Here is a 20,372-nt window from a genome sequence, read left to right on the forward strand (position 1 = left end):
CTGGACAAATCTTCATGAAAGGGTTGGGGTCAGATGGTTACTTACTCACTTTACCTTCTTGGAGACTGAGGTCATCGTGCAGATCCTCATCAGCAGGTTTGCGTTTTCGATGTATTCTTTTGTGATTCGCCAGAGCTTTAGAATTCTTAAAGAGCTTTCCGCATGGCTGCTGCTGACCATGCTCGCCGACCACGGTTTTGTCGCAGGTTTGTTGCCCTGTGTGGTTTCTTCTTTTGTGTTTCGCCAGATCTTCAGCATTCTTACAGGGCTTTTCGCATGGCCGCTGCTGACCATGCTCGCCGACCACGGTTTTGTCGCAGGTTTGTTGCCTGCCGTGATATCTTCTTCTGTGTTCTGAAAGAGCTCTGGCAGTCTTGAAGAGCTTCCCGCATAGCTGCGGCTGTCCATCCTCGATCACTGTTAAGTGACAGGTCTTTTGTGTCCTGTGCATACTGCTTTTGTGAGACGACAGGGCTCTGGCATTCTTGCAGACTGATCCGCAAGGTCGAAGCTGGCCATCCTGCCCGACCAAGGTTGCTTCACAGATTTTTTGCCCGCTGTGGTGTCTTCGTTTGTGATCGCAGAGTGCTTGAGCATTGTTGAGAACCTTACCGCATCGCCACTGCTGGCCATTATTCCCGACCACGGTCAGGTCACAGGTTTGTTGTCCAGTGTGGACTATTCTTTTGTGAGTTGAGAGAGCTTGAACGCTCTTGCAGATCTTCCCGCATGGCTGTTGCTGGCCACTTTCTGCGACCACGGTCATGCTACAGGTTTGTTGCCCTGTGTGTTCTTTTCTTCTGTGATACTTCAGAGCTCGAGCATTTTTACAGACTTTCCCGCATGGTCGCTGCTGACCATCCTCTCCGACCACTGTGAGTTGACAGGCTCGTTGCCCCATATGCATAGTGCTTTTGTGAGCCGACAGGGTTGCAGCATTCTTGCAGATTACTCCGCAGGGCTTCAGCTGGCCATCCTGCCCGACGACGTTTAAGTCACAGGTTTGTCGTCTGCTGTGGTATCTTTTTTTGTGATCCGCCAGGGCTTGAGCTTCGTTACAGATTGTCCCGCATGGCCGTTGTTGGCCATCCTGCCCGAAGACGATTTTGTTACAGGTTCTTAGTACGTTGTGGCTTTTTCTTTTGTGTGCTATCAGGGCTTGAGTGTTCATACAGATCTTCCCGCATGGTCGATCCTGATCGTCCTCCCCGATCACCATCATGTCACAGGCTTTTTGCCCGCTGTGGTATCTGCTTTTGTGAGACGACAGGGAATGAGCATTCATGCTAGCCTTCCCGCACGGACGCTGTTGGCCATTCTCCCCGACTATGGTCACGTCACAGGTTCGTTGCTTGCTGTGATCTCTGGCTTGTTTTGTGCCTGTTTGGGAAAGGCGAGTTCGGCTCAGTTGGGATGATCCTCTTGTTTGTTGTGTTTCTGAAGTCGCCATTGGAGAGGGCAAATGCTTAATCGTAAAAGAAGTGATGGTTTCTCCGGGGGGGCGGTGCCTGCGTAGATTGAGTAACCCGTTGATTATGATCAAGTCATCAGCAGTGGCAGACAGATTTCCGGGCATTCCTGCGTCATCAGGTTGATGAGTCTCAGGCTGAAAGGGTTGCCATGAAGCAAAACCACTTACGCAGCTCAAGCAGTGTCCATCCGTCAAATGAGGGTGTGAGCTTTGCCCGGGTGCTGTTTTTGTGGGGGCTGTCGAATTTTCTCTGGAATTCAGCGGCCATTCATTAGGTTCTGTGCTATCGGTTGATGTTCGCAATCGACAAAAGCCACGACAGGGATGAACGAAACAATTTAAACCTAAAGTGTGTGAATCTTGTTCAGGGTCTTCGTTACCATTGCCAGAATCAGAGTACACTGGATGGGTGGAATAGCCTGAAGGATGGGTCGTGGCTTTTGGGGCTTGTTGGCCGGATGGTTCTGATGACGGGTATTGTGGAGGGTTATGTCCGGAGCCAAACATTGTAGTGATGGTCACAAACGGCTTATCCCCCTGCCTCAGCATAGATGCCGACTGTAGTTCAATCAGTTTAAACAATGGTGAATCAGGGGTCCAATAGCTTCCTAGAAGCCAGCCAACAATCACTTTTAAAGGTAACCATAAATAAGGATTGTAACTTAAGGGCTTGTCTTTGATGGTAGGGATCAGTTCGTAAGCAAGCGCCAGATTCGTGGCATAGAGCCATTGCCATGAAAACGACTCAATGGTAGTGATTGTTACCCCGTAAACGCAGGGATTATGTCGATTATCATCAGGTGGAAAATCTGATCCTGAGTAGGCCTTTGTTTCGCTAATGTCTGACGGGTTTTCCGAAAACCTACGGCGGCCACTTTTCATGACAAAGTTTTTCTGTTGAGATCCTGCACCCTGCTCATGGTCGATTTTTAGATGCCCTGTCGAGGGTTCTGCCTGACAGAGGACAGACAATGGCACTAGCAGGCAAAGCAGTGCAGAAAAGAGTGAGTGTTGAATAATTCTATCCTTGCGTTCTGGTTTACAGAGAGGAAGGATAGATCAAGAAAATCAGCGTGTTTTTCTATTAAAAAACTTCTGCCAGAAACCAGGAGGCTATAGCTGTACAGGGCAAGCCTCACGAAAGGGTTGCAGTCAGACGGTTACTTACTCACTTTGCCGCCTTGCTGAGGTCGTTGTCCGGGTCCCTGTTAGCAGGTCTGCGTTTTCGATGTATTCTTTTGTGATCCGACAGCGCTTTTGCAGTCTTACAGAGCTTTCCGCATGATCGCTGTTGGCCATCCTTCCCGACCACGGTCAAGTGACAGGCATGTTGCCCCGTGTGTTCTTTTCTTTTGTGATACATCAGGGCTCGAGCATTTCTGCAGACCTTCCCGCATGGCTGCTGCTGACCATCCTCCCCGACTTCTGTGAAGTGACAGGTTTGTTGCACCCTGTGGATGCCACTTTTGTGACACGACAGGTTTTTAGCATTCTTGCAAACTACCCCGCACGGTCGCAGTTGGCCATCCGGCCCGACCAGGGTAACGTCACAGGTTTGTTGCCCGCTGTGGTCTTTCCTTTTGTGATCCGACAGGTTTTTAGCATGCTTGCAAACTTTTCCGCAAGGTTGCGGCTGGCCATCCTGCCCGTCCACGATGACGTCACAGGTTTTTTGTCCGCAGTGGATGTTGCTTTTGTGAGATGACAGGGCTTGAGCATTCTCGCAAACTTCTCCGCAAGGCTGCAGCTGGCCATCCTGCCCGACCATGGTTACGTCACAGAATTGTTCTCCGGTGTGGCTTTTTCTTTTGTGAGCTGACAGGGCTTGGGCGTTTGTGCAGATCTTCCCGCATGATCGCTGCTGACCATCCTCCCCGAGCACTGTTAAGTGACAGGTTTGTTGCACCCTGTGGATGCCACTTTTGTGAGACGACAGGGCTCTGGCATTCTTGCAGACTGAACCACAAAGCTGCGGTTGGCCATCCTGCCCAATGGTGGTTAAGCCACACGTTTGTTGCCCGCTGCGGTCTGAGGTCTGCTTCGTGGCTGTTCGGGAGAGAGGCAGGTTCTGACCCGGTTGGGATGATCCTGTTGTTTGTTGTATTTCTGAAGTCCCTATTGGAGTGGAAGAATTGTTGATGGTCAGTGAGTTTCTGGCATCTTCGAGAGGAGGCTGCTTACGTAGATTGAGTAACCCGTCGATTATAATCATGTCAGCAGAGGTGGCAGGTAAATTCTCAGGCATTCCCGCTTCATCAGGCTGAAAGGGTTGGCAGGAAGCCTGTTGGTACTGACTAGGAGAGAGATCATTCAATGTATCGACAGGCGGGATTTGTCTCGAATCTGTAGCCTTTAAAGAATCAAAATCACTTTTGCAACTCAAGCAGTGACTGTTTGAAAAATGAGGGCGTGAGCTTTGTCCGGGTGCTGCTTCTATGTGGTCTGTCGATTTTTTTTCGGAATTCAGGGGGCATTCAACGGGCTCACTGCTATGGAACGCTGGTCGGAATCGACAAACGCCATGGCAGGGATGAATGAAACAATTTAAACCTAAAGTGTGTGAGTTTTGTTCAGGATCTTCATTACCGTTGCCTGAGTCAGAATACAGACGATGAGTGAAATAGCCTGTAGGGTTGTTAGTAGCTTGTGGGGCTTGCTGGCCAGTTGCTTCTGATGACGGGTATTGTCGAGGGTTATGTGTGGAGCCATACATTGTAGTGATGGTCGCAAATGGTTGATTCCTCTGTTTCAACATGGATGTCGCCTGCTGTTCAATCGGGTTATACAGCTGTAAATCAGGTTTCCAAGAGCTTTTTAAAAGCCAGCCGACAATCACTTCTGCGGGTAGCCACGAGTAAGGATTGGAATTTAAGGGCGTGTCTTTGATGGTCAGGATCAGTTCGTAAGCAATTACCAGATTCGCGGCGTTGAACCATTGCCATGAAATCGGTTCAATAATGGTTGTTTTTACCCCGTAATTGCAGGCGTTATGTTGTTTATCGTCAGGCGGTGAGTCTGATCTTGTATAGACATTTGTTTTGGTGATTTCTGACGGGGTGCCCGACGATATATTGGGTTCAGGATGTATAAAAAAGTTTTGCTTTTGAGATCCTGTACTCTGTTCAAGATCGACAGTAAAACATCTTGTCCACGGTTCTGCCTGACAGACGACAGAAAACGTAAGTGGCAGAAAAAGCAGCGAAGTAATGAGTAAGTGTTTAATAATTCTATCCTTGAGTTCTGGTTTACAGAGAGGAAGGATAGATCAAGACAATTCGCGTGTTTTTCTATTCAAAAACTTCTGTCAGAAACTAAAGGCTTTACAGGGCAAAACTTCACGAAAAGATTGGAGTCAGATGGTTACTTACTCACTTTACCTTCTTGATGACTGAGTTCATTGTCCAGGTTCCCGTCAGCAGGTTTGCGTTTTCGATGCATTCTTTTGTGATCCGACAGCGCTTGAGCATCCTTGAAAACCTTTCCGCATGGTCGCTGCTTACCATCCTCCCCAATCACTGTCAAGTGACAGGTCCGTTGCTGTCTGTGAAGCCTGGTTTTGTGAGCTGACAGGGTTCTGGCGTTCTTGCAGACTCGCCCGCAAGGCCGTAGCTGGCGATTCTTACCGACGACGGTTTCGTTACAGGTTTGCCGCCCGGTGTGGTGTCTTCTTTTGTGATCCACCAAGGCCTGAGCATTTTTGCAGACCTTCCCGCATGGCTGCGGCTGCTCATTCTCCCCGGCCACAGTTAAGTTACAGATAAGTTTTTCTGTGTGGCATGCTTTCTTGTGATTCAAGAGGGCTTGAAAATTGTTGCAGGTCTTCCCGCACGGCAGTTGCTGGCCAGCTTCCCCAACCACAGTCACGTCACAGGTTTGTGGTCCTGTATGTTCTTTTCTTTTGTGATACGACAGCGTTTTAGCATTGCCAAAGGCTTTTCTGCATGGCAGCTGCTGACCATCCTCTGTGAACACCATCATATCGCAGGTTTTTTTCCTGCCGTGTTCTTTTCCTTTGTGATACAACAGAGTTTGAGCATTTTTGTAAACCTTTTTGCATGGCCGCTGCTGACCATCCTCCCCTAACACTATAAAGTCACAGGTTTTTTTCCCGCTGTGGTATCTGCGCTTGTGTCCTGCCAGAGCTTTAGCTGTCCTGCAGAGCTCCCCGCATGGCTCCGGCTGGCCATTCCTGATCACTGTTGTGCGACAGATTTGTTGCACCCTGTGGATGCCGCTTTTGTGAGACGACAGGGCTTTAGCATTCTTACAGACTGCCCCACAAGGGCGCTTCTGGCCATCCTGCCCGACTACGGTTACGCCACAGGTTTGTTGCCCGGTGTGGTATCTTCTTTTGTGATCGGTGAGGGCTTGAGCATTTTTGCAGACAATCCCGCATGGTCGCTGCTGGTTATTCTCCCCGACCACAGTTAAGTCACAGGTATGTTGTCCTGTATGGCTAAACCTTTTGTGAGCTGACAAGGCTTGAGTGCCCTTGAAGATTTTCCCGCTGGGTTGCTGTTGGCCATTCTTCTCGTCTATGGTCACGTCACAGCTTCGTTGCCGAGTGTGGTCTGTGCTCTGTGCTGTGCCTGTCTTGGAAAAGCGAGGTGGGCTCTGACTCAATTGAGATGATTCTGTTGTTTGTTGTGTTTCTGATGTCTCCAATGGAGAGGGCAAATGAGTGAGTGCAGAGGAAGTTGAGGTTTCTTCGAGAGAACTACTTTTACGTAGATTGAGTAACCCGGTGATTATAATCACATCATCGGTAGTGGCTGGTGCCACCTGGGACATTGGCTCATCATCAGGCTGATGAGCCTGAGACTGAAAGGTTTGGCTTTGACTTATGCAATTTAAGCAGTGTCCTTCCAGTAAATGAGGGTGTGAGCTTTGTCCGGGTGCTGCTTCTGTGTAGTTTGTCGAATTTTCTTCGGAATTCAGCATCCATTCAACGGGCCAGCTGTTATCGGATGCTGGTTGGAATTGACAAACGCCATGACAGGGATGGACGAAACAATTTAAACCTAAAGTGTGTGAGTTTTGTTCAGGGCCATCATTACCGTCGCCAGAGTCAGAATACAGAAGATGAGTTGAATAGCCTGTAGGTATGTTATTGGCTTGTGGGGCTTGTTGGACGGATGATTCTGATGACGGGTGTTGTGACGATTTATGTCCGGAGCCAAACATTGTAGTGATGGGCGCAAATGGCTGACCCCCGTGTCTCAATATAGATGCTGCTTGTTGGTCAATCGGGTTAAACAGCAGTAAATCGGGTTTCCAGTAGCTTTTTAACAGCCAGCCGACAATCACTTCTACAGGTAACCATGAATAAGGATTGGAATTTAAGGGCATGTCTTTGATAGTCAGGATCAGTTTATAAGCAATCAGCAGACTAGAAGCGTAGAGCCATTGCCATGAAATCGATTCAATGATAGTGGCTTTTACTTCGTAATCGATGTGTTTATGTCGTTTATAATCAGGCGAAAAATATGATCCTTCATGGACGTTTATTTCGGTGCTGCCTGACGGGATGCCCGACAAAGTACGGCGATCACTCTCTATAAAAAAGTTTTGCTTTTGAGAGCCTTTACTCTGCTCAAATTTGACAGTAAAACGCACTGTCCATGGCTCGGCCTGACAGACCAAAGACAACGGTAGCAAAAGCAGTGCAGTAAAGAGTAAGTGTTGAATAATTCTATCCTTGCATTCTGGTTTACAGAGAGGAAGGATAGATCAAGAAATAAGTATGTATCTGTGCTTCCCTTATGAGTTTTGGGTGTCGGATCAAAGACTGAAGCTATCGACTTGTCTTAGATCATCAAGCTTGCGTTTACGATGCTTTCTTTTGTGCTTCCTCAGGGCTTTACTATTATTGCAGATCTTTTCGCATGGCCCTTCCAGGCCATCCTCCCTGATCACGGTATAGCCACAGATTTTTTGTCTGGAGTAGTCTTTTTTTATTTTCTGATCCGACAGGGTTTGGCCATCATTTCCGACTATGGCCATGTCACAGACTTTTTGCCTTCGGTATTTTCTTCTGTGATCCAACAGGGCTGACTGACAAGTCGAAGTTAATTCCCGGGGAGCGTAATCATTCCTGAGCATTGATGCGTCATCATTGAGTGTTCCGCCTGTGTCATCTTTAAAGCCAGCCTCGGCACTCATTGGGTCTATAAAGTTGAAGTTGGCTGGGTCGTTATCAATGTCATAGGCCTTTATATCAAACATATTTCCAGAGTCGTATGGATGTTCAATGTCAAAAAGATCACAGGATGTTTCTACAGGTGAGTTTTTTCGGGAATCTTTGTCGTTTACAGGATCAAGATAGCCGATACAGCCTAAGTAGGATTCATAGGGCAGATCAGGGCATGAGCTCTGTCTGGTAGATGCTTCTGCCTGACCTGTCTCCAGGGAATTCTGCAAACTTTCATCAGACCCTCTGTTATCGGATAGTGATCGGAATTGACAAACGCCATGACAAGGATCGACGAAACAATTTAAACTCAGCGTATGACGGTGTTGTTGAGGGTCTCCGTTACCTTTGCCTGAGTTAGAATGTAAGGTATGAGAGAAATAGCTTACTGATTGGCTGGTGGCTTGAGGGGGCCGCTGGCTGGAAGATTGTGATGGCTGGTAGTTTGATGGTTTATATCCGGAGTTTAACATCATAACAGTAATCGCAGGCAGGTGGTTCTGACTCGCCTGTTGTGCGATCAGATCAGGTTGTTGTATTCGGTTAAAGAGCGGTGAATCAGCCCTCCAATAGCTATTTAAAAGCCAGCCGACTGTGACAATTATTTCGGCAGGTAACTTTGAATAAAGGGCTAAGCTTAGTGGGTCGTCTCTGGCAATCAGGGTCACTTCGTTAGCAACCAGCAGCTGAGTAGCGCAAAGCAAATGCCAGGAAATTGACTCAATGATGCTTCTGTTTAATTTATAAATAAACGATATATGTCGTGAACTATAGAGCGGCGAATCCGATCCTGAATAGTCGTTTATGTCGGTAGTGACATACGGCTTGCCCGACAATGTGTTCAGGTTATGCTTCATAGAAAAGCCCTGGTTTGGAAAACCTGAATTTTGTTCAGGTTCGACAGTAAAGCGTCCTGTCCAGTGTTTGTCCTGACAGGCGAAAGACATCGAAATTAGCAGCAACAGCGGTGCCGCAAAGAGTGAGCCTTTAATAATTCTGTCCTTGGATTCCTGAATACAGAGAGGAAGGATAGATCAAGAACATAAGCGTGTTTGTTGTGTCTTTAGTGGTCAGGATCAGTTCGTAAGCGATCAACGGGTATGTGGTGTAAAACCATTGCCACGACATCGAATCAATCAGAGGCGACAGGTAACGACAGCAGCAAAAGTGACGCCATAAAGCATGGGTGCTTAATCATTCTATCTTGCATTCTGATTTAGTCATCGTCCTGGTTCGCATCAGCAGGCTTGCGTTTTCGATGTTTTCTTTTGTGGTCCGACAGGGTTTCAGCAGGGCGGCGGACCCTCCCGCGTGGCCGCTGCCGGTCATTATTCCGGACCACTATCTCACCCAAGGCTTTTGGCCTGGTGTGGTATTTGCTTTTGTGAGATGACAGGGCATGAGCATTCTTACAGGCCTTCCCGCATGGCTGCTGTTGGCCATCTTCCCCGACTATGGTCACGTCACAGATTTGTTGCCCAGTGTGGATTAAACTTTTGTGATAGGACAGGATCTGAGTATTCTTGCAGACCAACCCGCATGGCTGCGGCTGGCCATCCTCCCCGACCAGTATTCCATCACAGGTTTGTTGTCCGCTGTGCACGTCTCTTCTGTGATTAGAAAGGGTTAAAAAATTTTTGCAGATCGTCCCGCATGGTCGCGGTTGACCATCTTCCCCGACTATTTTCAAGTCACAGGTTTTTCGACCACTGTGGAAGTTTCTTTTGTGATCCGAGAAGCTTTTGGTACTCTTGCATACTGTTCCACATGGCTGCAGCAGGCCATCCTCACCAACCACTGTTGCAGCACAGGTTTTTTGTCCGCTGTGGGCATTGCTTTTGTGATTGTACAGGGATGAAAGATTTTTGCAGATCTTACCGCACGGCCGCTGCTGACTATCCTTTCCGGCCACTGTTGCATTACAGGTTTCTTGCCCGCTGTGGTGCATTCTTCTGTGAAGCGACAAGGCCTGAGCATTCTTGCAGACCTTCCCGCATGGCCAGAGTTGGCCATCCTTTCCAATGACTGTTGCGTTGCAGGCTTTCTGTCCGCTGTGGGCTGTGGCTTGATTTGACCCCGTCCGGGAAAGACGAGGCAGATTCTGATCCAATTGGGATGATCTTGGTTGCGTTTCTGAATGTTTAAGCGTAATAAAAAAACCGTCTTCTTGAATAGGAGGCTGTAGATCGGATGCTTTTTGAATGGCCGCAAAACCATGGGTGGTAGTAGGAAAACTCGCGAGTACTGGTGCATCATCATTGAGTGAACCCGCAGCGCCGGTCGTATCGGCGGCCCCGTCCAGGGCGACCCCGTCTAAGGCGACCCCGTCAATAAAGTTGTCATCAAATAGTCGGTCAGAATCAAAAGGAAGTTGAACATCAGAAAGATCATTCGAAGCTCCAAGGAACAATTTTTCTTGTGAATCTGCCGTGTATAAAAAATCAAAATGACTTACACAATTTAAGCAGTGTCCAATAACTAAGTGGGGACATGAGCTTGCTACGGAATTCGGCGACCATTCAGCGGGTTCTCTGCTATCTGATGATGGTTGCAATTGACAAACGCCATGACAGGGAGAGACGTAACAATTTAATTCCAAGGTATGTGAATGTTGTTGAGGGCCTCTGTTGCCGCCATAGTCATTATTCAGTTGGCTGATGAAAGAGGCTTTAGGGTGAGGGAGAGGCTTTGGGGCTTGCTGCCCGGATGACTTTGATGACTGATATTGTTGCTGGTTATGATCAGAGCCAAACATCACAGTGATGGTAGCAAACGGGTGTGCTCCCACAGATGCTGCTTTTTGTTCAACTGGGCTAAACAGCGGAAAACCGGGGTTCCAATAGCTTTTCAAAAGCCACTCGGCAATGATAGCCACTTCTACAGGTAGCCATGAATAAGGAGTAGAGTAAAGTGTAACATCTCTGGTGGTCAGGGTTAGTTCATAAGCAAACAGCAGGTGAGTGGCGCGAAGCAACTGCCACGAAATCGACTCAACAAGGGGCGTTTTTGTTTCGTAACTGTTTTGTTTATGACGTTTGTTATCAAGCGATGAGCCGGACCTCGCACAGCCGTCGTTGTCGGCAATGTCTGATGGGTTGTCCGGCAATGCAGGTATGACAGGTTTTATAGAAAAGTTCTTTTTTAGAGAGCCTGAATCCTGTCCAGGCTCGACAAAAAAACGTCGTGTCAACGGCTCTTCCTGACAGGTGACAGATAACGAAAGTATCAGCAACAACACTGCTGAAAAGAATATATGCTTAACCATTCTATCCTTGCATTGTCTTTTACAGAGAGGAAGAATAGATCAACTCTTGAAAATGCGAGTGTCAGATCAGGGACTGAACTTGTCATTCTGTTTGACATCAACAGGCTTGCGTTTTTGATGTATCCTTTTGTGATCCGAAAGGGCGAGGGCACTCTTGCAGATCGTCCAGCACGGCCGCTGTTGACCATTTTGCCCGACCACGATCGCATCACAGAATTTTATCTCGCCGTGGTTTCTTCTTGTGTGAATTGATAGGGCGGGAGCACTCTTGCAGACTCTTCCGCATGGCTGATGTTGACCATCCTCCCCGACCACGATCACGTCACAGACTTGCTGTCCGGAGTGGAAGTTTCTTTTGTGATGTGACAAGACTTTGGGATTCTTACAGACCGTTCCGCATGGTCGCTGTTGACCGTCCTTACCGATCACCGTCGCATCACAGGTTCGAATAACACCGTGGACTCTGTCTTTGTGAGATGACAGACATAGATGGTTTTTACAGATCTTTCCGCATGGCTGTAGCCGACCATCCTCTGTGACCACCGTCACCTCGCAGGTTTGTTCCCCTCTGTGGACTCTGCTTTTATGGGTTGCCAGAGACTGAGCACTCCTAAAGACTTTCCCGCATGGCCGTTGCTGACCATCTCCCCTGACCATGGAGAAGACACAAGTCTTTGGCTCGCTGTGATGGCTTTTTTTGTGAGAATACATAGATTGAGCATTCTTGAAGACTTTCCCGCATGGCTGCAGCTGGCCGTCCTCTCTGACTTCGGGCACGCCACAGGTTCGTTGCCCGCTGTGGAATGTGCTTTTATGAGTTGACAGGGCGCTGCTATTCTTGCAGGTCCTCCCGCACGACTGCGGCTGGCCATTTTGCCAAACTACGGTCACGTTGCAGGTTTTTGGTCCGTCGTGATATTTGCATTTGTGTTCAGGCAGATCCTGAGCCCTTTTGCAGACCTTTCCGCATGGCTTTTGCTGCCCATCTCTACCAACCACGGTCACGTCACAGGTTCGTTGCCTGGTGCGGTGTTTGCGTTTGTGACCCGAAAGGGCTCGTTGGAAATGTTTAATTTCATTCACTGGCTTTGACACATCATCATTGACTGGCCCTTTAGGGTCATTGGTGCAGGCGGTCCCTGCAACTGTTGACTCTCTGTAGTTGCAGATATTTGCAGGTGTTTCATTAATGTCATGAGCCTGAAGTAATTGGCCAGAAGTAGATTGGAGTTGAATGGCAGCGAGATTGTTCAATTTTCCTGACGGCGAGAGTTGCTGGGAGCTGGAAGGGTTTGTCGGGTCAAAATGAACTCTGCAACCAAGGCAGTGGCCATCAGCCAAATGAGAGCATGGGCTTTGTCCTGATATTGCTGTGAGGCTTGTCGAACTTTCTTCGAAGTTCGGCAAACATTTAGCGGGCTCTCTGACATCGGATGAGAGTCGGAATTGACAAATGCCATGACAGGGATAAATGTAGCAATTCAAGCCCAGAGTGTGCACGTTTTGTTGAGGGTCCCGGTCACCGCCTCCGGAGCCAGAATTCAAAGAGCCGATTAAAGAGCCTGTAAGTTGCGCAGTGTCATGTGGGACTTGCTGGGCGGAGGATTCTGATGGCTGATGGTGTGGTGACGCACGTCTGGAGCCAAACATCGCAGTGATGATTGCAAACGGGTGGTCCCCCGTTGTTGACATGGAGGCCACCCGTCGTTCAATGGCTTTAAACAGCAGTGAATCGGGACTGCAATAACTTTCTGAAAGCCAACTGATAACGACAACCAGGTCTAAAGGCAACCATGAATAGGGGAGTGAGTCCGGAGGGGCATCTTTGGTAGTCAGGATCAGTTCGTAAGCAACCAGAAGGTGAGTGGCGTAAAGCATAGGCAATAAAATCGATGTAACAAGGGGCGTTTTTATCCCGTAAACGTAAGGTCTGTGTCGTTTGCCATCAGGCGGTAAATCGGAACCTGTGCAGCCGTTGTTGTCGGCAGTGCCTGAAGCTTTGTCCGGTAATGTAGGACGGTCACATTTTATAGAAAAGTTCTGTTTTGGAGAATCAGCATCCTGCTCGAGCTCGACAATAAAACGTCGTGTCAATGGTTCGGCCTTAAAGGCGACTGACAAAGACAATAGCAGTATTAGTGGTGCCGCTAAGAGTGAGTGTTTAATAATCCTATCCTTGCATTCTGGTTTACAGAGATGAAGGATAGATCACCTTATGAGAAGGTGCGGGTGTCAGATTATGGACTGAAGCCGAAGTCTATGAAGCTATTTGCCAGGAGCCTGTCGGACTTGAGCATCCTCTCTACGGGCGCTGTCCTCTGTCAGCCTCCTGGTCAACATCAACAGGCTTGTGCTTTCGATGTACCCTTTTGTGATTGTTCAGGGCTTGAGCAGTGTTGCAGACCTTCCCGCATGGCTGCGGCTGACCATCCTCCCCGACTACGGTCACTTCACAGGTTTTTCGCCCGGTATGGTATTTGCTTTTGTGAGATGACATAGCCTTGGCATTCCTACAGGCCTTCCCGCATGGCTGCTGCAGGCCATTTTTTCCGACCACGGTCAGGTTACAGATTTGTTGTTCACAGTGATCTCTTCGATTGTGACTCATAAGGGTTCTGATATTACTGAAGACTTTTCCGCATGGTTGCTGCTGGCCATCCTCCCCAACCATGGTCACGTCACAGGTTTGTTGCCCGCTGTGGTATTTTGTTTTGTGAGCCGACATGGCTTGAAGACTCTTGCAAACTCTTGCACATGGCTGCGACTGGCCACTCTTCACAACCACTGTTGCCCGACAGGCATATTCTTTGGCGTGGGCTCTTCTTTTGTGATCCCTCAGGGCAATGACATTATTGCAGACCTTCCCGCAGAGTCGCAGCTGGCCATCCTTCCCAAACACCCTTATGTCACAGCTTTGTTGTCCGGTGTGGTCTCTTTGTTTGTGTCTCGACAGGGTTTGAGCATTCTTGCAGACGGCCCCACATCGGCGCGACTGGCCATCCTTCGCGACCAGAATCTCGTTGCAGGTTTTTTGCCCGCTATGGTAACTGCTTTTGTGAGCCGACAGAGATTGAGCATTCTTGAGGACGAGCCCACATGGCCGTGACTGGCCATCTTTTCCGATCAGAATCTTGGTGCAGGTTTTTTGCCCGGTATGGTAACTGTATCTGTGAGCCGATAGAGATTGAGCATTCTTGAAGATGGCCCCACATGGCCGCAACTGGCCATCTTTTCCCACTGTTGTTACGTCACAGGTTGGTTGTCTTCTGTCGTTTTTGGCATTTATTGCGCCTACCGGGGAAAGATGAGGTTGGTCATCATCCGGTTGGGATGATTCAGTAGTTGATCCAGGTATTTCTGAATAATCAGGCGTTGAGGAAAAAACGGACTCTCTGAGAAGATCATATAGATCGCTTGAGCCATTAATGTCCATTAAATGGTCAGCGGTGTAAGGCCAATTCCCGGGCATTGGCAATTCATCATTAAATGGTTCGGCAGCATTTGTTGTAGAAGCGATTCCATTTAATGCGATCCCGTCTACAGAGTTGCCAGCAAATACTGGGTGTGAATTGAATAGGGGTTGTATATCAGAAAAATCATTCAGTATTTCAGGAAGCGGGTCTTCCCGGGAGTCTTCAGCAGTCTCCGGATGACAAAGATCTATGTAATCCAGGCAGTGTCCATTAGCCAGATGAGGTGAGCTTCCTCTGTAATCCAGTGGCTGTTCAGATAACTCGCAACTATCGAATGATGGTCGGAATATGCAAACGTTATTACAGGGATAGACGTAGCAATTTAAATTCAGCGTGTGTTGGTGTTGTTCAGGGCCCTCGTCACCATTGTCAGAGTCAGGATACAGGAGGTTGCTGAAATAGCCTTTAGTGAAGGTGAGTTTTTCCCTGGTGTTTTGGCCGGATGATTCTGATGACTGGTATTGTGCTGAGTTCTTTCCAGAGTCAAGTGCTGAAGTGATGACCGCAAACAGACGATCCTCCCATGTCAGAATAAATGAACAATGTCGTACAATAGGACTAAACAATGGTGAATCGGGATTCCAGTCACTTTTCAAAAGCCAACCGATAGCGACAACCAATTTTACAGGCAGGCATAAATATGGTTTGGAGATCATTAGGGTGTCTCTGGCAGTCAGGATCAGTTCACAGGCAACCAGCAGCTGGGTGGCATAAAGCCATTGCCACGAAATCGACTCGGGAATGGTCGATTTTATTTCGAAACTGAGAAATATTTGTCGTTTATTCTCGGGTAGCGAAAAGGAGCCTGTACAGATGGTATTGCAGTCCGTGCCTGACAGGCTGCCCGGCAATGTATGACAGTCACACTTGGAAAAGCTCTGTATTGGAGAGCCTGAATTCTGTTCAAGCTTAACAGAAAAACGTTCTGTCGACGGTTCGGCCGGACAGAAGACAGACCGCAACAGAAGCAACAACACCTGTGCTGCGAAGAGTGTATGTTTAATAATTCTATCCTTGCCTTCTGGTTTAAAAAGCGAAGGATAGATCAAGAAAATAAGCGTGTTTTTCTGCTGAAGTTCTTCTGTTAAAAAAACTCTGTCAAAAGCCAAAGGTTGTAGGAGGCAAAACCTCATTAAAGAGGGTTTCAGATCAAGGGTTGGGGCTATCCTCCAGACCATCAAACTTGAGTTTTCCATGTGAACATTTGTGAATTGCCAGGGAAAGAACACTTTTGTAGACTTTTCCACATGGCCGTTGCTGGCCATCCTTGGCGACCACTATAAAGTTACAGGTCTTTTTCTTGGCGTGGCATCCTCTTATGTGTTCAAGCAGGGTCAGGGCACTCTTGCAGACCTTCCCGCACGGCCTGGGCTGACCATCCTCTGCGATCACTATTGTTTCACAGGTTTTTTGCTCGCTGTGATTTCTTCTTTTATGATCCGACAGGGCCCTGGCATTGCTGAGGATCTTCCCGCATGACTGCAGCTGGCCATCCTCCCTGACCACTCTGAAGTCACAAGTTTTTTGCCCGGTGTGTTTTCTTCTTTTATGATCGGAAAGAGCTTTAGCGCTCTTGCAAACCTTTCCGCATGGCTGCGGCTGGCCATCCTCTCCGGTTACGGTCGTGTTACAGGTTTGTTGCCGACTATGCCCTCTTCTTTCGTGATCCAACAGGGATTTATAAGACCTGCAGACCTTACCGCATGGTCGTTTCTGACCATCCTCCCTGACCACGGTCATGCTACAGGTTTGTTCTCCGGTGTGTTGGCTTATTTTGTGATACGACAGGGCTTTAATATTCCTAAAGACCATCCCACATGCTCGCTGCTTGCCATTCTTACCGACCACGGTCAGATAACAGATTTTTTGCCCCCTGTGGATTCTGTTTTTATGAGATGACAGATATTTAGCATTCGTGAAAACTTTTCCGCATGGCTGTGGCATATTATCCTGACCGATTACTGTCAAGTCACATATTTCCTGCCTGGTGCGGATGTTGCCTCTGTAATTCAACAGGTTGTATTGGCAATGTTCAGCCAATGACGGGGTGAACCAGTTAGTAACCGAAGCAGTGGCTCCTTCGAGAAGATTATTTGGGTCGAGTGACCTGCTAATGATTGCAAAACCGTCAGCGCCGGAAGACAAATTCCCTGCCATATCATCATGGAGTGGTGCGGGAGTCTTGGTTGCACAGATTGCTCCAGCAACCATTGACTCTGAGGTGACTCCGATTAAGGCGACTTCGTTTGTATAGTTGCTGCTATTGTCGGGCTTGCCACTAATGTCGTGGAGCAGTGGCTCTGATAGTGGGGCAGAATCGAATGGGAGTTGGATGTCAGGGAGATAGTTTGACGTGTAGAAAAGCGAGTTTTGTTCGGGATGTATAGCGTCTTCAGAATATGAATAGTCTATGCAACCAAGACAGTTTCCATCAGCTAAATGAGGGCATGAGCTTTGTCCTGGTATTGCTCCTGTTTGGCCTGCTGCACTCTCTTTGGAATTCATCATCCATTCAGCGGGCCATCTGCTATCGGATGGTAGTCGCAATCGACAAACACCGAGGCAGGGATAAACGAAACAATTAAAATCCAAAGTATGCAGCTGTTGGTCAGGACCTCCGTTATCGCCGCCATACTTGTTATTCAGTGGGGGGGTCGAATAGCCCGCAGGGTGGCTAGTGGCTTGCGGGGCATGCTGCCTCGATGATTCTAATGGTTGGCATTTTTGTAGGTCATGTCTGGAGCCAAACGTCATCATGGCTGAAAACGGCTGTTCCCACTGTGTCAACATAGAAGTCGACTGTAGTTCAATCGGGTTAAGCAGTGGTGAATCGGGGTGCCAATAGTTTTTTATAATCCAGATCGCCGCTATAGTCGCCTCTGCGGGTATCCATGAATAAGGTGTGGTGCTCAGGGGGGTGTTTTTAGTAGTCAGGATCAGTTTGTAGGCAGCCAGCAGCTCGTTGGCAGAAAGCAACTGCCAGAAAACCGACTCAATAAGTGTTGTTTTCAGACTGTAACTGTAGTTATTGTATCGTTTAATTTCGGGTGGCAGATCTGGTTCTGCATAGTGGTTTCTGACGGCAACATTTGAAGGTTCATTTGGTAATATATGCCAGACCTGTCCGATAGAAAAGCTCTCATTTGGAGAACCTGAATCTTGTACAAACTCGACAACGAGAGGTCCTGACCACGGGCCAGTCTGGCTGATGACGGGCAACGACAATAGCAGCAACAGCGTTGCCGCAAGGAGTGAGAGATTAATAATCCTATCCTTGCATCATGGTTTTTCAGAAAGGAAGAATAGATCAAGAAAATAAACGTGTTCATCTGTCAAAATCTTTCCGTCAGAAAAACTCTGTCAAAAACCAAAGGTTGTAACGGGAAACACCACTCTTGCAGACTTTCCCCCATGGACTCTGCCCCCATCCTGCCCAACTTCAGTCAAGTCACGGATTTATTGTTGGGAGTGATATTTTTTTTGTGATACGACAGGGCTCTGGAGTTCTTACAGACAGTCCCGAATGACTTCGGTTGTTCATCCCCTCTGACCAGGAGCACGTCACAGATTTTTTTCCTGATGTGGGGTCTTCTTCTGTGATCAAACAGGGCTCTGGCATTGTTGAAGACTCTGCCGCATGGCTGCTGTTGACCGTCCTCTCTCAACAAGATTAAGTCACAGATTTGTTGTCCGCTGTGGGTGCTTCTTTTGTGATCCGTCAGGACGCGAGCATTCTTGCAAAATGGGAGCATGAGTCTTGTCCGGGTGTTGCTCCTGACTGAGAGGACTGCATTGAAGCCATTACTAATCCAGATCAAAAGGCTTGTGTTTTAGATGTATTCTTTTGTGATCCGACAGGGCACCTTTGCTTTCGAAAGCCATTCCGCATGGTCGCTGCTCTCCATCCTCCCCAACTATGGTTATTTCACAGGTTTGTTGCCCTCTGTGGTATCTTCTTTTGTGAACCGTTAGAGATCTGAGATTGCTGCTTATTTTGCCGCATGGCTGCCGTTGACCATCCTTTCCCACCAAGCTTAGGTTACAGGTTTGTTGCCCGCTGTGGTCTTTTGCTTTGTGATAGTACAGGGTTCTCGCATTTTTGCAGACCATTCCGCACAGTCTTTGTTGGCCATCCTCCCCGACCATGTCCAGGTCACAGGTTTTTTGTCCGCTGTGATAACCGCTTTTGTGAGCCGACAGGGCATGAGCACTCCTGCAAACCAATCCGCATTGCCTTGGCTGGCCATCCTTCCCGGTCACTATTACCTCACAGGTTCGTTGCCCGCTGTGGGTGCTTCTTTTGTGAGTCGACAGGCTATTAGGGTTCTTGAAGACCTTCCTGCATTGCTGTGGCTGGCCATCTTCTCCGACTATTTTTACGTAGCAGATTTGCTGCCCGCTGTGCTCTCTTCTTTTGTGTTCTAAAAGGAACTGATAGTTCTTGCAGACTAGCCCACATGGCTGCCGCTGGTTATTTGCACCAAGCATTGTTGCCGAGCAGGTTTTTTTCCCTGAGTGGACTCTTTTTCTGTGATTCGACAAGGTTTTGGCATTCTTGAAGACCTTCGCGCATGGTTTCTGCTGGCCATCCTCCTTGACCACGTTCACATCACAGACTTTTTGTCCGGTGTGGCCTTTGCTTTCTGGATCTGAAGGGGCCTGTTCAGTGTCTGTCGAGGTAAGATGAGGTTGGCGTTGACTCAATGGGGAAGATTCAGCATTGGTTTGTTGTGTTTCTGAAGTTTCCACTGGAGGTGGCAGGTGCGGGAGCATAGAGGAAAACCCGGCTTCTTCGGGAAGACTCTGCAGATAAGATCCACTAACAACCGCAGAATGATGAGCGTTGGATGGCCAGTAGCCGGGTATTGGCACATCATCATTGAGTGGCCCGGTCACATTAGTTGTTGAGTCTGGCCCTGCATTCATTAAGTCTATAGAGTTGAAGCTATGGGTCGGGCTGCTATCAATGTCATAGGCCTGTAAGTCAAACTGTCGACCAGAATCGAATGGGCATTCAATGTCAGAAAGATCGTCTAATGTTACGAAAGTCGAGTTTTGTTGGGTATCTATAGCATTTACAGGAACAAAATAACAGGTGCAAGTCAGACAGTATCTATTAGCGAAATGAGGGCATGAACTCTGTTTGGATATTGCTTTTGAGTGACCTGTGGAACTTTCTCCGGAATTCAGCGGCCATTCAGCGGGACCGCTGTTATCGGAAGAGGGGCGGAATTGACAAACGCCATTACAGGGATAAACGAGACAATTTACACCAAAAGTGTGTAAGTGTTGTTGAGGGTCTTCGTTACCGTCGCCAGAGTCAGAGGACAGTGGATCAGTAAAATAGCTCGCAGGTTGGGTGGTGGCTTTTGGGGTCTGCTGCCCCGGTGATTCTGATGGCTGGTATTGTGGTGGGTTACGTTCGGAGCCAAACATCGTAGTGATGGTTGCAAAGGGCTGATCCTGACTCGACTCATGTTGTTCAATCGGGTTAAACATTGGTGAATCAGGGTTCCGGGTGCTTTTTAGAAGCCAAGCGACAACAATAGTCGTTTCTAAAGGTGGCCATGAATAAGGCTCTGACTTAAGAAGAGCGTCCTGAACGGTCAAGATCAGTTCGAAAGCAACCAGCAGGTCAGCAGCGTAAAGCCATTGCCATGAAATTAATTCAATAATGCTCGAATCGCCATGCCTGTGTCGTTTGTCATCTGGTGGTGAAGCTGCTCCGGTATAGCCGTCTATGTCGACAGTGTCTGACGGGTTTCCCGCTAGTGTTAGTCGGTTACGCTTTATGGAAAAGCCCTGTTTTGCCGAACCTGAATTCTTTTCAAGTTCAACAGCAAAGCATCCTGTCCACAGTTTAGCCTGACAGGCGAGAGACAGCGACAGTAGAAGCAACAAAGGTGCCGCAAAGAGTGAGTGTTTAATAATTCTATTCTTGCATTCTGACTACAGATAGGAAGGATAGATCAA

At 48.1% G+C, this 20,372-nt stretch carries 10 protein-coding genes; all 10 read right to left on the reverse strand.

The window, feature by feature from the left end; genetic code table 11:
• Nucleotides 1–37 precede the first annotated feature (37 nt).
• Nucleotides 38–2,353, reverse strand: coding sequence for a hypothetical protein (locus ACO6VG_RS11255; RefSeq protein ID WP_422473893.1), 2,316 nt, complete (start codon nucleotides 2,351–2,353; stop codon nucleotides 38–40).
• A gap of 286 nt (nucleotides 2,354–2,639) precedes the next feature.
• Nucleotides 2,640–4,226 carry a hypothetical protein gene (locus ACO6VG_RS11260; RefSeq protein ID WP_422473895.1) on the reverse strand — a complete coding sequence of 529 codons (1,587 nt, stop codon included), beginning with the start codon at nucleotides 4,224–4,226 and terminating at the stop codon, nucleotides 2,640–2,642.
• 605 nt (nucleotides 4,227–4,831) lie between these two features.
• On the reverse strand, nucleotides 4,832–7,120 hold the full coding sequence (locus ACO6VG_RS11265) for a hypothetical protein (RefSeq protein ID WP_422137001.1): 2,289 nt from the start codon (nucleotides 7,118–7,120) through the stop codon (nucleotides 4,832–4,834).
• Nucleotides 7,121–7,252: 132 nt separating this feature from the next.
• A complete protein-coding gene (locus ACO6VG_RS11270) occupies nucleotides 7,253–8,608 on the reverse strand; it encodes a hypothetical protein (protein WP_422473897.1) in 1,356 nt (451 codons plus the stop codon).
• Nucleotides 8,609–8,877: 269 nt separating this feature from the next.
• Nucleotides 8,878–10,926, reverse strand: a complete 2,049-nt coding sequence (locus ACO6VG_RS11275) for a hypothetical protein (protein WP_422473899.1) — start codon at nucleotides 10,924–10,926, stop codon at nucleotides 8,878–8,880.
• A 66-nt stretch (nucleotides 10,927–10,992) separates the two neighbouring features.
• Nucleotides 10,993–13,047, reverse strand: a complete 2,055-nt coding sequence (locus ACO6VG_RS11280) for a hypothetical protein (RefSeq protein ID WP_422411205.1) — start codon at nucleotides 13,045–13,047, stop codon at nucleotides 10,993–10,995.
• Between the two features lie 181 nt (nucleotides 13,048–13,228).
• Complete coding sequence (locus tag ACO6VG_RS11285; protein ID WP_422473901.1) at nucleotides 13,229–15,361, reverse strand: hypothetical protein; 2,133 nt, start codon at nucleotides 15,359–15,361, stop codon at nucleotides 13,229–13,231.
• A 187-nt stretch (nucleotides 15,362–15,548) separates the two neighbouring features.
• The gene (locus ACO6VG_RS11290) at nucleotides 15,549–17,633 is read right to left on the reverse strand and encodes a hypothetical protein (RefSeq protein ID WP_422473903.1); all 2,085 of its coding nucleotides are present in this window, start codon (nucleotides 17,631–17,633) and stop codon (nucleotides 15,549–15,551) included.
• A gap of 209 nt (nucleotides 17,634–17,842) precedes the next feature.
• Nucleotides 17,843–18,151, reverse strand: a complete 309-nt coding sequence (locus ACO6VG_RS11295) for a hypothetical protein (RefSeq protein WP_422139975.1) — start codon at nucleotides 18,149–18,151, stop codon at nucleotides 17,843–17,845.
• A gap of 52 nt (nucleotides 18,152–18,203) precedes the next feature.
• The gene (locus tag ACO6VG_RS11300; RefSeq protein WP_422473905.1) at nucleotides 18,204–20,300 is read right to left on the reverse strand and encodes a hypothetical protein; all 2,097 of its coding nucleotides are present in this window, start codon (nucleotides 20,298–20,300) and stop codon (nucleotides 18,204–18,206) included.
• Nucleotides 20,301–20,372 lie beyond the last annotated feature (72 nt).

The organism is Endozoicomonas sp. ALB032 (assembly GCF_049310125.1).
Classification (GTDB): Bacteria; Pseudomonadota; Gammaproteobacteria; order Pseudomonadales; family Endozoicomonadaceae; genus Endozoicomonas_A.

Coding starts and splice junctions, on each gene's coding strand:
- ACO6VG_RS11295 (WP_422139975.1), bottom strand. CDS start 18,151: ATGCTCCCATTTTGCAAGAATGCTCGCGTCCTGACGGATCACAAAAGA.
- ACO6VG_RS11260 (WP_422473895.1), bottom strand. CDS start 4,226: ATGTTGAAACAGAGGAATCAACCATTTGCGACCATCACTACAATGTAT.
- ACO6VG_RS11255 (WP_422473893.1), bottom strand. CDS start 2,353: ATGAAAAGTGGCCGCCGTAGGTTTTCGGAAAACCCGTCAGACATTAGC.
- ACO6VG_RS11275 (WP_422473899.1), bottom strand. CDS start 10,926: ATGGTTAAGCATATATTCTTTTCAGCAGTGTTGTTGCTGATACTTTCG.
- ACO6VG_RS11270 (WP_422473897.1), bottom strand. CDS start 8,608: ATGTCTTTCGCCTGTCAGGACAAACACTGGACAGGACGCTTTACTGTC.